At 61.4% G+C, this 13156-nt stretch carries 17 protein-coding genes; 14 read left to right on the plus strand and 3 right to left on the minus strand.

Annotation, left to right across the window (positions count from 1 at the left end; translation table 11 throughout):
- The first annotated feature begins 218 nt into the window (after positions 1-218).
- Positions 219-1682 carry an NAD-dependent succinate-semialdehyde dehydrogenase gene (locus tag PHI64_RS01170; protein WP_366945110.1) on the plus strand — a complete coding sequence of 488 codons (1464 nt, stop codon included), beginning with the start codon at positions 219-221 and terminating at the stop codon, positions 1680-1682.
- Positions 1679-2227, plus strand: a complete 549-nt coding sequence (locus tag PHI64_RS01175; protein WP_299877322.1) for a bifunctional 2-polyprenyl-6-hydroxyphenol methylase/3-demethylubiquinol 3-O-methyltransferase UbiG — start codon at positions 1679-1681, stop codon at positions 2225-2227. Before PHI64_RS01170 ends, PHI64_RS01175 begins: the two co-directional genes overlap by 4 nt.
- 10 nt (positions 2228-2237) lie before the next feature.
- On the opposite strand, the gene PHI64_RS01180 is transcribed toward PHI64_RS01175, so the two are convergent.
- Together PHI64_RS01180 and PHI64_RS01185 are read right to left on the minus strand one after the other, a co-directional pair.
- Positions 2238-2858, minus strand: coding sequence for an arylesterase (locus tag PHI64_RS01180; protein ID WP_299877326.1), 621 nt, complete (start codon positions 2856-2858; stop codon positions 2238-2240).
- A gap of 7 nt (positions 2859-2865) precedes the next feature.
- A complete protein-coding gene (locus PHI64_RS01185; RefSeq protein ID WP_299877329.1) occupies positions 2866-3672 on the minus strand; it encodes an inositol monophosphatase family protein in 807 nt (268 codons plus the stop codon).
- Between the two features lie 78 nt (positions 3673-3750).
- Here PHI64_RS01185 and PHI64_RS01190 point away from each other — a divergent pair, with 78 nt between their 5' ends.
- The 12 genes from PHI64_RS01190 to PHI64_RS01245 all read left to right on the plus strand — a co-directional run bounded on the left by PHI64_RS01190 (position 3751) and on the right by PHI64_RS01245 (position 12566).
- Positions 3751-4473: an RNA methyltransferase gene (locus tag PHI64_RS01190; RefSeq protein WP_299877332.1), complete on the plus strand. Its 723-nt coding sequence runs from the start codon at positions 3751-3753 to the stop codon at positions 4471-4473.
- Positions 4474-4559: 86 nt separating this feature from the next.
- Positions 4560-5327 carry a serine O-acetyltransferase gene (cysE, locus tag PHI64_RS01195; protein ID WP_299877335.1) on the plus strand — a complete coding sequence of 256 codons (768 nt, stop codon included), beginning with the start codon at positions 4560-4562 and terminating at the stop codon, positions 5325-5327.
- 103 nt (positions 5328-5430) lie between these two features.
- On the plus strand, positions 5431-5919 hold the full coding sequence (gene iscR / locus PHI64_RS01200) for a Fe-S cluster assembly transcriptional regulator IscR (protein ID WP_299877338.1): 489 nt from the start codon (positions 5431-5433) through the stop codon (positions 5917-5919).
- Positions 5920-5936: 17 nt separating this feature from the next.
- Positions 5937-7085 (plus strand): cysteine desulfurase family protein, encoded by a 1149-nt coding sequence (locus PHI64_RS01205; RefSeq protein WP_299877341.1) that lies wholly within the window; start codon positions 5937-5939, stop codon positions 7083-7085.
- 42 nt (positions 7086-7127) lie between these two features.
- Positions 7128-8339 (plus strand): IscS subfamily cysteine desulfurase, encoded by a 1212-nt coding sequence (locus PHI64_RS01210; RefSeq protein WP_299877344.1) that lies wholly within the window; start codon positions 7128-7130, stop codon positions 8337-8339.
- 13 nt (positions 8340-8352) lie between these two features.
- Positions 8353-8736, plus strand: coding sequence for a Fe-S cluster assembly scaffold IscU (gene iscU / locus PHI64_RS01215; RefSeq protein WP_299877347.1), 384 nt, complete (start codon positions 8353-8355; stop codon positions 8734-8736).
- A 13-nt stretch (positions 8737-8749) separates the two neighbouring features.
- Complete coding sequence (iscA, locus tag PHI64_RS01220; protein WP_296572041.1) at positions 8750-9073, plus strand: iron-sulfur cluster assembly protein IscA; 324 nt, start codon at positions 8750-8752, stop codon at positions 9071-9073.
- A gap of 52 nt (positions 9074-9125) precedes the next feature.
- Positions 9126-9656 carry a Fe-S protein assembly co-chaperone HscB gene (gene hscB, locus PHI64_RS01225; RefSeq protein ID WP_299877351.1) on the plus strand — a complete coding sequence of 177 codons (531 nt, stop codon included), beginning with the start codon at positions 9126-9128 and terminating at the stop codon, positions 9654-9656.
- On the plus strand, positions 9656-11524 hold the full coding sequence (hscA, locus tag PHI64_RS01230) for a Fe-S protein assembly chaperone HscA (protein WP_299877354.1): 1869 nt from the start codon (positions 9656-9658) through the stop codon (positions 11522-11524). Before hscB ends, hscA begins: the two co-directional genes overlap by 1 nt.
- A 15-nt stretch (positions 11525-11539) precedes the next feature.
- Positions 11540-11884 (plus strand): ISC system 2Fe-2S type ferredoxin, encoded by a 345-nt coding sequence (fdx, locus tag PHI64_RS01235; RefSeq protein ID WP_299877357.1) that lies wholly within the window; start codon positions 11540-11542, stop codon positions 11882-11884.
- Positions 11881-12075: a Fe-S cluster assembly protein IscX gene (iscX, locus tag PHI64_RS01240; protein WP_299877360.1), complete on the plus strand. Its 195-nt coding sequence runs from the start codon at positions 11881-11883 to the stop codon at positions 12073-12075. The genes fdx and iscX overlap by 4 nt, the downstream gene beginning before the upstream one ends.
- Positions 12072-12566: a glutathione peroxidase gene (locus PHI64_RS01245; protein ID WP_299877363.1), complete on the plus strand. Its 495-nt coding sequence runs from the start codon at positions 12072-12074 to the stop codon at positions 12564-12566. The genes iscX and PHI64_RS01245 overlap by 4 nt, the downstream gene beginning before the upstream one ends.
- Before the next feature lie 12 nt (positions 12567-12578).
- On the opposite strand, the gene PHI64_RS01250 is transcribed toward PHI64_RS01245, so the two are convergent.
- Complete coding sequence (locus tag PHI64_RS01250; RefSeq protein WP_299877366.1) at positions 12579-13028, minus strand: response regulator; 450 nt, start codon at positions 13026-13028, stop codon at positions 12579-12581.
- Positions 13029-13156: the final 128 nt, after the last annotated feature.

Raw genomic sequence — 13156 nt, forward strand, 5'->3', positions numbered from 1 at the left:
CCTACTTTGATCGGCTCGGCGTGCCTCGGCTCTCATGACCTCAACGGCTCGAACCGCCCGGTGCGGACCCGCATGCCGGGTGGTGTGGGAGGGGTCGGTCGGCTAAGCTGGCCGCCCCTATCCCGATCACTTTGTACCTGTAGGGCGGGGAACCTGCACTGTCTTGTGTCATCAGAAGGACGAGGCCGCGTGGTGGCCGATCCGGATCAGGAAGAGAAATCATGCAGACGCTCAAGGAACCCGGCCTGTATAGAACCCAGGCATTTGTGAATGGCTGCTGGCTTGATGCTGATGATCATGCACGCCTGTCGGTCTTTAATCCGGCAACGGGAGCCCTTCTCGGGGACGTGCCGGCCATGGGGGCGGCGGAGACAGGGCGTGCCGTCACTGCTGCTGACGCGGCGCTGCCGGCATGGCGTGGTCTGCTCGCCCGCGATCGGTCGACGATTTTGCAGCGCTGGTTCCGGCTCATTCTGACCCACACCGACGATCTTGCTCGGATGATGACTCTTGAGCAGGGTAAGCCCTTGGCGGAGGCGCGGGGCGAGGTGGTGTATGCGGCGTCTTTCGTGGAGTGGTTTGCCGAGGAGGCCAAGCGCCTTTACGGCGAGACCATTCCGACGACGGGCATTGATCGTCGCTACATGGTGATCCGTCAGCCAGTGGGGGTCTGTGCTGCGATCACGCCGTGGAACTTCCCGGCGGCGATGATCACCCGCAAGTTGGCGCCGGCCCTGGCCGCTGGCTGTACGGTCGTGGTCAAGCCTGCGGAGCAGACCCCCTTTACCGCGTTGGCCCTGGCTTGGTTGGCAGAGCAGGCGGGATTCCCTCCGGGCGTGTTCAATGTCGTCACCGGCGATCCCGTGGCGATCGGAAGCGTGCTGACATCGAGCCCCGTGGTGCGCAAGCTGTCCTTTACGGGGTCCACCGAGGTCGGCCGTCTCCTCATGGCCCAGTGCGCGCCCACGATCAAGAAGCTCTCCCTTGAACTCGGCGGTAATGCGCCCTTTATCGTCTTTGACGATGCGGACATTGATGCTGCTGTGGCAGGGGCGCTGGTCTCCAAGTATCGCAACGCGGGTCAGACCTGTGTTTGCGCCAACCGGCTGCTGGTGCAGGATTCGGTGTATGACACCTTTGCAGCGAAGCTGGCGGCGGCTGTCGAAGGTCTTAGCGTGGGGAATGGTCTGGAGGCTGGAGTCAGCGTTGGACCCTTGATTGACGACGAGGCGGTGCGGAAGGTTGAGGCCCATGTGGCGGATGCGCTGGCCGGCGGAGCGCGGGTGCTGACGGGCGGTCGGCGCCATAAGAGTGGTTCGCGTTTCTACGCGCCGACTGTGTTGGCAGACGTAAAGCAGAGCATGCGTATCGCCCGAGAGGAGACCTTCGGGCCGGTGGCGCCGCTGTTCCGCTTCCATACCGAAGATGAGGCGATCCTGATGGCTAATGACACCGAGTACGGTCTGGCGGCGTATTTCTATGCGCGGGATGTGGGACGGGTCTTCCGGGTCGGGGAGGCTCTGGATTACGGCATGGTGGGCATCAACACCGGGCTCATTTCGACAGAGGTGGCGCCCTTTGGGGGTGTCAAACAGTCCGGCGTGGGGCGTGAGGGTGGCAGGCATGGCATCGACGAATACCTGGAAACCAAATATCTGTGCCTGGGAGGGATAGGACAATGATGCGGCATGCGGGTGCGTTGCAAGCTTCGGCGTGGGTGATGCGCTTTGCCTCCCTCATTCCGGAGGGCGGAGAGGTTCTTGATTATGCTTGTGGCAGCGGGCGCCATACACGCTGGCTGGCCAGTAAGGGCTTTCGGGTTGATGCGGTGGACAGGGATGCGGTGGCGCTGGAGTTGCTGGCTGGCGTGCCCCATGTCAAAGCATGGGAGGCCGATCTGGAGGGCGGCGTCTGGCCCTTCGCCGGCCGTCATTTTGACGCTATCGTGGTGACCAACTATCTGTTCCGGCCGCGCTTGGGGCTGCTTTTGCAGGCGCTCAACCATGGTGGCGTGCTGATCTACGAGACCTTCATGATCGGTAATGAACGCTTCGGCAAGCCCAGCAACCCGGACTTCCTGCTGCGTTCCCATGAGCTTTTCGAGCGGGTGGCGGATGCGTGCACGGTGCTGGCCTACGAGCAGGGAGAGATAACGGAGCCGAAGCCGGCGGTCATCCAACGGATCTGCGCAGTGAAGGGGCACAACCCCTCACTGCGTCTTCCCTGATTGGCGGTTTTCAGCGGCGCAGCAGCGGGGCGAGTTCCCGCCAGATGGTGTCGAGAATGATGGGTTGGGCGTCGGCAACCGGATGGATGCCGTCTTGTTGAAAGAGCTGCCGCTTGTCGGCAAAACCTTCCATCATGAAAGGCACTAGCCGGATCTTGTTGCTGCGGGCCAGATCCTTGAAGGCGTTTTCAAAGCTGCTGGTGTAGTCGGGCCCATAATTCGGGGGCATGCGCATGCCCACCAGAAGCACCTTGGCCCCGGCTTGCCGGCTTGCATCGATCATGGCCTGCAGGTTGGCTGCCATGAGCTTTGGCGGCAGGCCGCGCAGACCGTCGTTGGCACCCAGTTCGATGACCACCACGGCAGGCTTGTGGGCCTGCAGGGCGGCAGGCAGGCGGCTGCGCCCGCCCGAGGTGGTCTCGCCACTGATGCTGGCATTGACCACCTTGTGGGGAAGTTTGGTGTCGGCGATGCGTTTCTCGAGCAGGCTCGGCCAGGCCTGTTGAATCTGCAATCCATAGCCGGCCGACAGGCTGTCACCCCACACCAGGACTGTGTTCGCCCAGGCTGTTCCCCCGGCCAGCACAAGGCTGACCAGGGCCGCGTGGAGGATGGTCTTGAGGGTGGGCATCAGGGCGTCAGGCCGGCAGCGCGTCGCCACAGTGACCCTGGATCAGCTGCAGCAGCTGGGGAAAGACCTTGGGCGTTCCTGCCACCACGTTGCCGGAGGTCAGGTAGGTGGATTCGCCCGCCAGGTCACTGACCAGGCCGCCGGCTTCGCTGATCAGCAGGCTGCCAGCGGCCATGTCCCAAGGCGACAGGCCGAACTCCCAGAAGGCGTCGAGGCGGCCGGCTGCCACGTAGGCGAGATCGAGGGCCGCAGCGCCCGGGCGGCGCAGGCCGGCAGTCTTTTGGGTGAGTTCCTTGAAGATCGCCAGATAGGTGTCAACGTTGCGGAACTGGCGATACGGGAAGCCCGTGCCCACCAGCGCATCCTGCAGTTTGACGCGCTTGGAGACACGGATGCGCCGGTCGTTCAGAAAGGCGCCGGCACCCTTGGAGGCGGTAAACATCTCGTTGCGGTTGGGATCGAACACCACTGCCTGCTCGACCACACCCTTGCGGGCCAGAGCGATCGAGATCGCGTACTGGGGGAAACCGTGCAGGAAATTGGTGGTGCCGTCGAGGGGGTCGATGATCCACTGGTACTCGGTCTCCGCCTCCGGGCCGGTCTCGCCGGACTCTTCTGCTAAAATGCTGTGGCTCGGATAGGCCTCGCGGAGCACCTGAATGATGGCTTCTTCGGCAGCCCGATCTACTTCCGTCACAAAATCATTGGGGCTTTTGGTTTCGACACGGATCAGATCCAGGTCGAGGGAAGCCCGGTTGATGACGGTGGCGGCACGGCGTGCGGCCTTGATGGCGATGTTCAGAGTGGGATGCATGGGTGTCTGGCAAGGTCTGCCGGCCCGGGCAAAAGGGCCCACCGGTCGACTCTAATTTGGAAAACCGCACATTTTAATATGAACCTCGATAACGCGCTTGGGCGCGTGCGTGTCGTTCTCTCCAGAACCAGTCACCCCGGCAATATCGGCGCAGCGGCCAGGGCCATGAAGACCATGGGTTTGTCGCAACTCGTGCTTGTTGCGCCGCACTGCTTTCCGGACCCGGTGGCAACGGCTCGGGCGGCCGGTGCCGACGATATCCTCGCCAGCGCGCGGGTGGTGGACACCCTGGCTGAGGCGCTTGAGGGCACCGTCTTTGCTGCAGCCCTGACGGCCCGCCGCCGGGAGATGGCTGTGCCGATGAAATGGGCGCGGGAAGCTGCCGGAGAGCTGGTGAGCCTTGCCGGCCATGGGGATGTCGCGCTGGTCTTCGGCAATGAGACCAAGGGGCTCTCCAATGAGGATGTGGCCCTGTGCCACATGCCGGTCAAGGTGCCGGTCAGTGAAAGCTACTCCTCCCTGAACCTCGGGGCGGCGGTCCAGGTGCTGTGCTACGAACTGCGCATGGCTGCTCTGGATCCGGGCGTGGCGCCCGCGGTGGAGTTTGAGCCGGCGACCCACGAGCAGATCGAGGGCTTCTATACCCACCTCGACAGGGCTATCACAGCTAGCGGCTTCTTTAATCCAGAGAACTCCAAGCGCCTCTGGCCACGCCTCCGGCGTCTGTTTGGGCGTATCCGGCTGGAGAAGGACGAGGTCAACATCCTGCGGGGCATGTTGAGCGCGTTCGAGAAGAAGTAGACTAAAATAGTCGGAAATACGATGGGTGGCACCCGACCGGGTGCCCGGCCCTTACGAAAGCGCATTTAATTTTGGAGTCACTCCCCATGTTCAGTCGTCTGCGTGAAGACGTGGCCAACGTTCTCGAACGGGACCCGGCAGCACGCTCCAGGTGGGAGGTGCTCACCTGTTACCCAGGCATGCAAGCCCTCTGGCTGCATCGTTTTGCCCATATGGCCTGGCTGGCCGGATTTCGCTGGGTTGGTCGCTTCACCAGTCATATGGGGCGGATGCTCACCGGAATCGAGATCCATCCGGGTGCCGTCATCGGTCGGCGGGTGTTCATTGATCACGGCATGGGAGTGGTGATCGGCGAGACGGCGGAGGTGGGCGATGACTGCACCATCTACCAGGGGGTAACGCTGGGCGGTACCTCGCTGTATCGGGGTACGAAGCGCCACCCGACCTTGGGTCGCGGGGTGGTCATTGGTGCCGGCGCCAAGGTGCTGGGAGGGTTTGAGGTGGGTGATGGGGCCAAGGTCGGCTCCAACGCGGTCGTGGTTAAGCCGGTTCCTGCTGGTGCCACCGCAGTGGGGAATCCGGCGCGAATCATTGAGGCTGGCGGCGGCGATGAGCTCAGCCGGGCACGGGAGGCCAAGGCCGAGCAGATGGGGTTCACTGCTTACGGCGTGACCCGGGATATGGATGATCCGGTATCCAAGGCGCTCCATGGGTTGCTTGACCATGCTGTCGAGACGGATCGACGGCTCCGTGTGCTGGTGGAGAGGCTGGCGGAATCGGGGCTGTGTGTGGATGCGGCGGCAAAGGCGGAGGATGCCTTCGATCCCCAAGGTCTGGGCAAAATGGTGGACTGAGGGTGGCGTGCCGGGGAGGGGTAAAATAGTTGATTGATTTTGTCGGGTTTGGTATTGTTGACTGAAATATTCAACTATTTCTTCATCCAATCCGGGAGCCGACATGAGACTCACCACCAAAGGTCGTTTTGCTGTTACGGCAATGATCGATCTGGCGCTTCGTTGTGCTGATGGGCCCGTGACCCTGGCTGGCATCGCCGATCGTCAGAAGATCTCGCTGTCCTACCTGGAGCAGTTGTTCGGTAAGTTGCGTCGTTTCGAACTCGTCAGCAGCGTTCGTGGCCCTGGTGGCGGATATGCCCTGGCGCGGGAAATGGATGTGATCACGGTGGCCGACATTATTGCGGCGGTCGATGAGCCGCTGGATGCAACCTCTTGTGGTGGCAAGGAAAACTGCCATGACGAGCATCGTTGTATGACTCATGAGTTGTGGACCAATCTCAACCGGCGGATGTATGAATATCTCCATTCGGTGACTCTTGCGAGCCTGGTGGAGCAGCAGCGTCAGAAGGCGGGCCCGGTTTCAGTCCTGCGTGACGAGCGCAATACAACGGCTTGCCGCTCGGGTAGCAAGCTGCCTCTGACAGCCTGAACTCGCCGGAGTATTCGGTGTTTGCGCCGGTCTACCTCGATCACAACGCCACCACCCCGCTCAGTGAAGGGGTGAGGGAGGCCATGCTGCCCTGGTTGGGTGATCGTTTCGGTAACGCATCGAGCCGGCATGAGTACGGGCGCGCAGCTCGGAAGGCAGTGGAGGAGGCGCGGGCGCAAGTGGCTGCGGCGGTGAATGCCCACTCCACAGAAGTGATCTTCACGGGGGGCGGGTCGGAAGCGAACAACCTGTTCATCAAAGGCGCGGCGGCCTTCCTCAAGCCGGGCCTGGTGGCAGTGAGCGCCATCGAACACCCCTGCGTGCGGGAGCCGGCCAGGCAATTGGTGCGTAGCGGGTGGCGCTGCGAAGAAGTTGCAGTGGATGGGGTGGGGCGTATCGACCCGGCCGCTTTTGATCGCGTGCTCGCGGAGAAGCCCAGGCTGGTGTCGATCATGTTGGCCAACAACGAAACCGGCGTGATCCAGGATGTGGCTACGCTGGCTAAGCGGGTGAAGGCTGCGGGGGGCTGGATGCACTGTGACGCGGTGCAGGGCCTCGGCAAAGTCGATGTGGATTTTCGCGCCCTCGGGGTGCACGGCCTGACACTTTCGGCCCACAAGATCCAGGGGCCTGTCGGCGTTGGTGCACTGATTGTCGATAAGCGTGTCGAGTTGGCGCCACTGGTGGCGGGCGGCGGTCAGGAGCGCAATCTTCGCTCCGGCACTGAGAACGTGATGGCCATTGTGGGGTTTGGGGCGGCTTGTGAGTTGATCTTGCGCGGCCAGGAAGAGCGCAGCAAGCGGCTTGCCGTATTGCAGGAGATGCTTGAGGCGGGCCTGACGGGCATGGGGGCACGGGTTTTTTCGGCCGGCGCTCCCCGTCTGGTGAACACCAGTTTTTTCGCGATACCGGGTGTGGATGGTGAAACCCTGGTTGCTAGGCTAGATCGGGCTGGTTTTGCGGTGGCAAGCGGCTCTGCCTGTTCGAGTGCCCACCCCGAGCCTTCCCATACGCTGATCTCGATGGGTGTTGATGCTGCGCTGGCCCGTGCGGCGGTGCGTGTCAGCCTCGGTGCCACTAGCACGCGACAGGATGTGATTGGATTTTTGACAGCGCTGGACGAGTGTCTGGCGAGCCTTCGAACGATGACGGCGGTGGCGGTCTAAGTTTGTGGAATGACTCAATTTTGCAGTACGGAGAAGATGAAGATGCTCAAGTTTCCGATCTACCTCGATTACTCGGCGACCACGCCGGTGGACCCCCGCGTGGCCGAGAAGATGATTCCCTATTTGACGGAATTGTTCGGTAACCCGGCATCGCGCAGCCACTCCTACGGCTGGACTGCAGAAAAGGCCGTGGAGGAAGCCCGCGAGGAAGTCGCGGCGCTGGTCAATGCCGACGCCAAGGAGATCATCTGGACCTCCGGTGCCACCGAATCCAATAACCTGGCCATCAAGGGTGCTGCGCACTTCTACTCCGGCAAGGGCAAGCACATCATCACCCTCAAGACCGAGCACAAGGCGGTGCTGGACACTGTGCGCGAGCTTGAGCGCCAGGGGTTCGAGGCGACTTACCTCGACGTTCAGGAGAACGGCCTGCTCGACCTGAATGTGCTCAAGGCAGCCATCCGCCCGGATACCGTGGTGGTGTCGGTGATGTTCGTGAATAACGAAGTCGGCGTGGTGCAACCGATCGCCGAGATCGGCGAGTTGTGTCGTGAGAAGGGCATCATCTTCCATGTGGATGCCGCCCAGGCCACAGGCAAGGTGGCCATCGACCTGAGCATGCTCAAGGTGGATCTGATGTCCTTCAGCGCCCACAAGACCTACGGGCCGAAGGGGGTTGGTGCTCTCTACGTGAGGCGCAAGCCGCGGGTGCGTCTGGAAGCCCAGATGCACGGCGGTGGCCACGAGCGTGGCCTGCGTTCCGGAACCCTGGCGACCCACCAGATCGTCGGCATGGGGGAGGCCTTCCGCCTGGCCCGCCTCGAGATGGCTGAGGAAAATGCACGTGTACTGGCTCTGCGCAATCGCCTGCTGGCGGGTCTGACCACCATTGAGGAAACCTTCGTCAATGGTGACATGGAGCACCGCGTACCCCACAACCTCAACATCAGCTTCGCTTATGTTGAGGGGGAGTCCCTGATCATGGCGATCAAGGACATCGCAGTGTCCAGCGGCTCGGCCTGCACCTCGGCCAGCCTGGAGCCGTCCTACGTGCTGCGAGCCCTGGGCCGCAACGACGAGCTGGCCCACAGCTCCATCCGTTTCACCATTGGCCGCTTTACGACGGTCGAGGAAGTCGATTACACCATTGACCTGCTGCAGCGCAAGATCGGCAAGCTCCGTGAGCTGTCTCCCCTGTGGGACATGTTCAAGGACGGCATTGATCTCGACACCGTGCAGTGGGCTGCGCACTGACAGGAGAACGAAAATGGCATACAGCGAAAAGGTTCTGGATCACTACGAAAACCCCCGTAACGTCGGCGCCTTCGGCAAGGAAGACGAAGATGTGGGCACCGGCATGGTGGGGGCGCCCGCTTGTGGCGACGTGATGAAGCTGCAGATCAAGGTCGGCAAGGATGGCATTATCGAGGATGCCAAGTTCAAGACCTACGGTTGTGGTTCGGCAATTGCGTCAAGCTCCCTGGTCACCGAATGGGTGAAGGGCAAGACACTGGACCAGGCGCTGGACATCAAGAACACCGCTATCGCCGAGGAACTGGCCCTGCCGCCGGTCAAGATCCACTGCTCCATCCTGGCCGAGGATGCCATCAAGGCCGCGGTCGAGGATTACAAGAAAAAACACAACGGCTGAAAGAGAGGCGATCATGGCAGTCACCCTGTCTGACAAGGCGGCAACCCACATCGGCAACTTCATCACCAAGCGTGGCAAAGGCGTGGGTATCCGTCTTGGTGTGCGTACCTCCGGATGCTCGGGCATGGCCTACAAGCTGGAGTTTGCCGATGAGGTCTTGCCTGAGGACGTGGTCTTCGAGAGCCACGGACTGAAGGTCCTGATCGACCCTAAAAGCTTGCCCTACATGGATGGCACCGAGCTCGACTTCGTTCGTGAAGGGCTCAATGAGGGTTTCAAGTTCAACAACCCGAATGTGAAGGGTGAATGCGGCTGCGGCGAGAGTTTCACCGTCTGAGCACGATGCCGGAATTATCGGTTCGCCTGTCCATTCGGGCAGAGGGTTTCACATGCTTGATCTGAAACAGGACTTCTTCGCGCTTTTTGGCCTGCCGGTGGGGTTTTCGGTGGACATGGACCGGCTTGAGCAGGCCTACCTGGATATCCAGGGCAAGGTTCATCCGGACCGTTTTGCCCACCTGCCCGACGCTGACAAGCGTCTGTCTATGCAGTGGGCCACGCATGCCAATGAAGCCTTCCGCACCCTCAAGAGCCCCCTCGCGCGGGGGCAGTACCTGCTTGAGTTGAAAGGCATCGATCCGGCCTTCGAAACCAACACGGCCATGTCTCCGGCCTTCCTGATGGAGCAGATGGAATGGCGTGAGGCGCTTGGTGAGGCCCGTGAGGCAGCCGATGAAGAGGTACTCGAAGAGCTTGCCCGGCGTATCCGGCATTCCAATCGTGGTCTCATCGAACAGCTTGCCGTACAGTTCGACCAGCAAGGCGATCTGGAGGTGGCTGCCGATACGGTTCGCCGCCTGAAGTTTCTTGAAAAGCTGCAACACGAAATCAATGACGCCTTAACGGCGCTGGAATCCTGATGGCTCTGCTGCAAATTTCTGAACCGGGGATGTCCACCGAGCCGCATCAGCATCGGCTTGCCGTGGGCATCGATCTCGGTACCACCAATTCACTGGTGGCAACCGTCCGCAATGGCGTGGCCCTGTGTCTGCAGAATGAAGACGGCAGGATGCTGCTGCCTTCCGTAGTGCAATACCTTGCCGACGGGCAGATCGTCGTGGGCCGCAAAGCCCACGCTGCCCAAGCCGTCGACCCCCGTAACACCATTGTGTCTGTGAAGCGTTTCATGGGTCGCGGGCTCAAGGATGTTTCCCATGTGGAGACCATGCCCTACGACTTCGTGGACGCCGAAGGTATGGTGCGCCTGCGTACCGTGCAGGGCGTGAAAAGCCCGGTGGAGGTGTCCGCAGAGATTCTCAAGGACTTGCGCGTGCGTGCCGAGCGCAGTCTGGGTGGTGAGTTGACCGGGGCCGTGATCACAGTGCCGGCTTATTTCGACGATGCCCAGCGCCAGGCAACCAAGGATGCGGCTCGTCTGTCCGGTCTCAACGTGCTGCGTCTGCTCAACGAGCCTACGGCTGCCGCGATTGCCTACGGCCTGGAGAACGCGTCGGAAGGCATCTACGCCGTGTATGACCTTGGCGGCGGCACCTTCGACATCTCCGTGCTGCGTCTGTCGCGGGGGGTGTTCGAAGTGGTGGCGACCAACGGCGATGCATCGCTTGGGGGGGACGACTTCGATCATCGCCTGTTTTGCTGGATGCTCGACAATGCCGGCATTTCACTGCCTTCGGACCGGGACGCCCGGCGCCTGCTGATGAAGGCACGGGAAGTCAAGGAGCGCTTGAGTCTCGATGAAAGCGTGCCGATCCGGATGACTCTGGATAGCGGTGATGAAGTGGATCTGAGCATCGATCGGGCTGTATTCGTGGATATCACCCGGCCCCTGGTTGCCAAGACCCTCAAGCCAGTCAAGAAGGCCCTTCGTGACGCCGGGCTTGAGCCCGATCAGGTGAAGGGGGTGGTGATGGTGGGGGGCGCGACGCGTATGCCCCACGTGCAGCAGGCTGTCGGAGAGTTCTTTGGGCGGACGCCGCTGACCAATCTTGATCCGGATACCGTTGTTGCGATTGGTGCTGCGATGCAGGCCAATGTGCTGGCGGGCAACCGGGCCACCGAGGATGAATGGCTGTTGCTTGATGTCATTCCTCTCTCCCTCGGCATCGAAACCATGGGGGGGCTGGTGGAAAAGATCATCCCCCGCAATGCCACCATTCCAACCGCCCGCGCCCAGGATTTCACCACCTTCAAGGACGGCCAGACGGCCATGTCCTTCCATGTGGTGCAGGGCGAACGGGAGCTGGTGTCGGCCTGCCGCTCCCTGGCGCGTTTCGAGCTGCGCGGGATTCCGCCGATGGTAGCCGGCGCGGCGCGTATCCGCGTCACCTTTCAGGTGGATGCCGATGGCTTGCTGTCGGTGGCCGCCAGGGAGCAGACCACCGGTGTCGAGGCTCGGGTAGAGGTTAAGCCGTCCTACGGGCTGGCGGACCACGAGATTGCTGACATGCTCAAGGCGGGCTTCGACAATGCTCGCGATGACATGGAGCTGCGCGGCCTGCGGGAGCAGCAGGTGGAAGCGGAAAGAGTGGTCGAAGCGACCGAAAGGGCGCTGGTGGCTGACGCCGTACTGCTGAATGAAAGCGAGCGCGAGGCGCTGGATGCGGCGATTGCGGCCTTGCGCACAGCCGCCCAAGGGCAGGACGCCCGTGCCATCAAGATCCAGCTCGAGGCGTTCAATCGGGCCTCGAACGAGTTTGCCTCGCGGCGCATGGACAAGAGTATCCGGGAGGCTCTTGCCGGCCACCGGATCGATGATCTGCGGATCTGAACCTTATACCTCACCATGACTACTTTGATTGTGCTTCCCCATGTGGAGCTGTGCCCGGAAGGGGCCGTGATAGACGCAGAGCCGGGTCAGTCGGTCTGCGATGCCCTACTGCTCAACGATATTTTCATCGAGCACGCCTGTGAGAAGTCCTGTGCGTGCACGACCTGTCACGTGGTTGTGCGCGACGGGTTCAACAGCCTGGAGCCCGCCGAGGAGCTCGAGGAAGACCTGCTCGATAAGGCTTGGGGCCTGGAGCCGACCTCGCGCCTGTCCTGTCAGGCCATCGTGGGTGACACGCCGCTCACCGTCGAGATTCCCAAGTATTCGATCAACATGGTCAAGGAGGGCAAGCGGGGATGAAATGGACAGAAGTGCAGGAGATTGCGATCCAGTTGTCGGAGGCTCACCCTGACGTGGACCCCATCAAGGTCAACTTCGTGGACCTGATGCAATGGACGATGGCCTTACCGGAGTTTGACGACGATCCGAAGCATTGCGGGGAGCGCATCCTGGAAGGAATCCAGCAGGCTTGGATCGAGGAAGTGGCGTGACTGGCACCATGCCGGGCAACATTCTGGGCTTCGAAGCGAGGAGCTTGTCCGGCGCGCCGATCCGCTTTGCCGATATGGCGGGGAGGGCCGTGCTGGTCGTGAACACGGCCAGCGAATGTGGTTTTACGCCCCAGTACGGGGGGCTTCAAGCCCTGCACGAGGCCTACGCAGAGCGTGGCTTGGTGGTGATCGGTTTTCCGTGCAACCAGTTCGGCGGGCAGGAGCCCGGCGACGAAAGCCAGATTGCCGGCTTCTGCCAGCGCAATTATGGTGTCACCTTTCTGATGAGCGAGAAAGTGGAGGTCAATGGTGAGCGCGCCCACCCCCTGTTTGGCTTTCTCACTGCGGCGCTGCCCGGGGTTTTGGGGAGTCACGCCATCAAATGGAACTTCACCAAGTTCCTGATCGACAAGGCCGGTGTGCCTGTGAAGCGTTATGCTCCGATGACGCCTCCCGGTGATCTGGGCAGGGACATCGAAGCACTGTTGTAGTCTTCCATCCGCTTACCGGGCGGTCGGGTCCGAGGGTTCGTTGAGCGACAGCCAGTACAAGCCGAGCTGGCCGACGGCCTGAAGAAAACGCTCGAAATCGACGGGTTTCCGGATATAGCTGTTGGCACCTAGCCGATATGCTTCGAAGATGTCCTGATGTTCCTTCGAGGTGGTCAGCACAACGACGGGCAGCAGAGCTGTGCGTTCGTCTGCACGGATCCGACGCAGCACCTCAAGCCCGTCTATTCGCGGAAGTTTCAGATCTAGCAGCACGAAGGCCGGCATGATCGTGCTGTCCCGGTTGGAAAACTGCCCGCTGCAGAAAAGGTAGTCGAGCGCTTCGACGCCATCTCGGGCTACGACCACCTGGTTGGCTATCTTGTTCTTGCTGAACGCCCGGAGCGTCAGCGCTTCATCATCGGGGTTGTCCTCAACGAGGAGGATGGGGCGATCGGTCGCCATGGTAGCTCCTTGATCTTGCTTTTATGTTTTTGTTGATTACGGTCATTTTGGGGTCAATTTGGCAAATTTCTCCCAAGCAAGATCATAAGTACGGTCAGCTATGGAATTGGTGGACCGAGTTCACATTT

Origin of the sequence: Zoogloea sp. (assembly GCF_028689785.1) — a bacterium.
Lineage (GTDB): Bacteria > Pseudomonadota > Gammaproteobacteria > Burkholderiales > Rhodocyclaceae > Zoogloea.

What these genes read in the sequence shown, in the direction of transcription:
- PHI64_RS01175 (WP_299877322.1), top strand. Translation starts at nt 1,679, where the DNA reads ATGATGCGGCATGCGGGTGCGTTGCAAGCTTCGGCGTGGGTGATGCGC.
- PHI64_RS01180 (WP_299877326.1), bottom strand. Translation starts at nt 2,858, where the DNA reads ATGCCCACCCTCAAGACCATCCTCCACGCGGCCCTGGTCAGCCTTGTG.
- PHI64_RS01185 (WP_299877329.1), bottom strand. Translation starts at nt 3,672, where the DNA reads ATGCATCCCACTCTGAACATCGCCATCAAGGCCGCACGCCGTGCCGCC.
- PHI64_RS01190 (WP_299877332.1), top strand. Translation starts at nt 3,751, where the DNA reads ATGAACCTCGATAACGCGCTTGGGCGCGTGCGTGTCGTTCTCTCCAGA.
- cysE (WP_299877335.1), top strand. Translation starts at nt 4,560, where the DNA reads ATGTTCAGTCGTCTGCGTGAAGACGTGGCCAACGTTCTCGAACGGGAC.
- iscR (WP_299877338.1), top strand. Translation starts at nt 5,431, where the DNA reads ATGAGACTCACCACCAAAGGTCGTTTTGCTGTTACGGCAATGATCGAT.
- PHI64_RS01210 (WP_299877344.1), top strand. Translation starts at nt 7,128, where the DNA reads ATGCTCAAGTTTCCGATCTACCTCGATTACTCGGCGACCACGCCGGTG.
- iscU (WP_299877347.1), top strand. Translation starts at nt 8,353, where the DNA reads ATGGCATACAGCGAAAAGGTTCTGGATCACTACGAAAACCCCCGTAAC.
- iscA (WP_296572041.1), top strand. Translation starts at nt 8,750, where the DNA reads ATGGCAGTCACCCTGTCTGACAAGGCGGCAACCCACATCGGCAACTTC.
- hscB (WP_299877351.1), top strand. Translation starts at nt 9,126, where the DNA reads ATGCTTGATCTGAAACAGGACTTCTTCGCGCTTTTTGGCCTGCCGGTG.
- hscA (WP_299877354.1), top strand. Translation starts at nt 9,656, where the DNA reads ATGGCTCTGCTGCAAATTTCTGAACCGGGGATGTCCACCGAGCCGCAT.
- fdx (WP_299877357.1), top strand. Translation starts at nt 11,540, where the DNA reads ATGACTACTTTGATTGTGCTTCCCCATGTGGAGCTGTGCCCGGAAGGG.
- iscX (WP_299877360.1), top strand. Translation starts at nt 11,881, where the DNA reads ATGAAATGGACAGAAGTGCAGGAGATTGCGATCCAGTTGTCGGAGGCT.
- PHI64_RS01250 (WP_299877366.1), bottom strand. Translation starts at nt 13,028, where the DNA reads ATGGCGACCGATCGCCCCATCCTCCTCGTTGAGGACAACCCCGATGAT.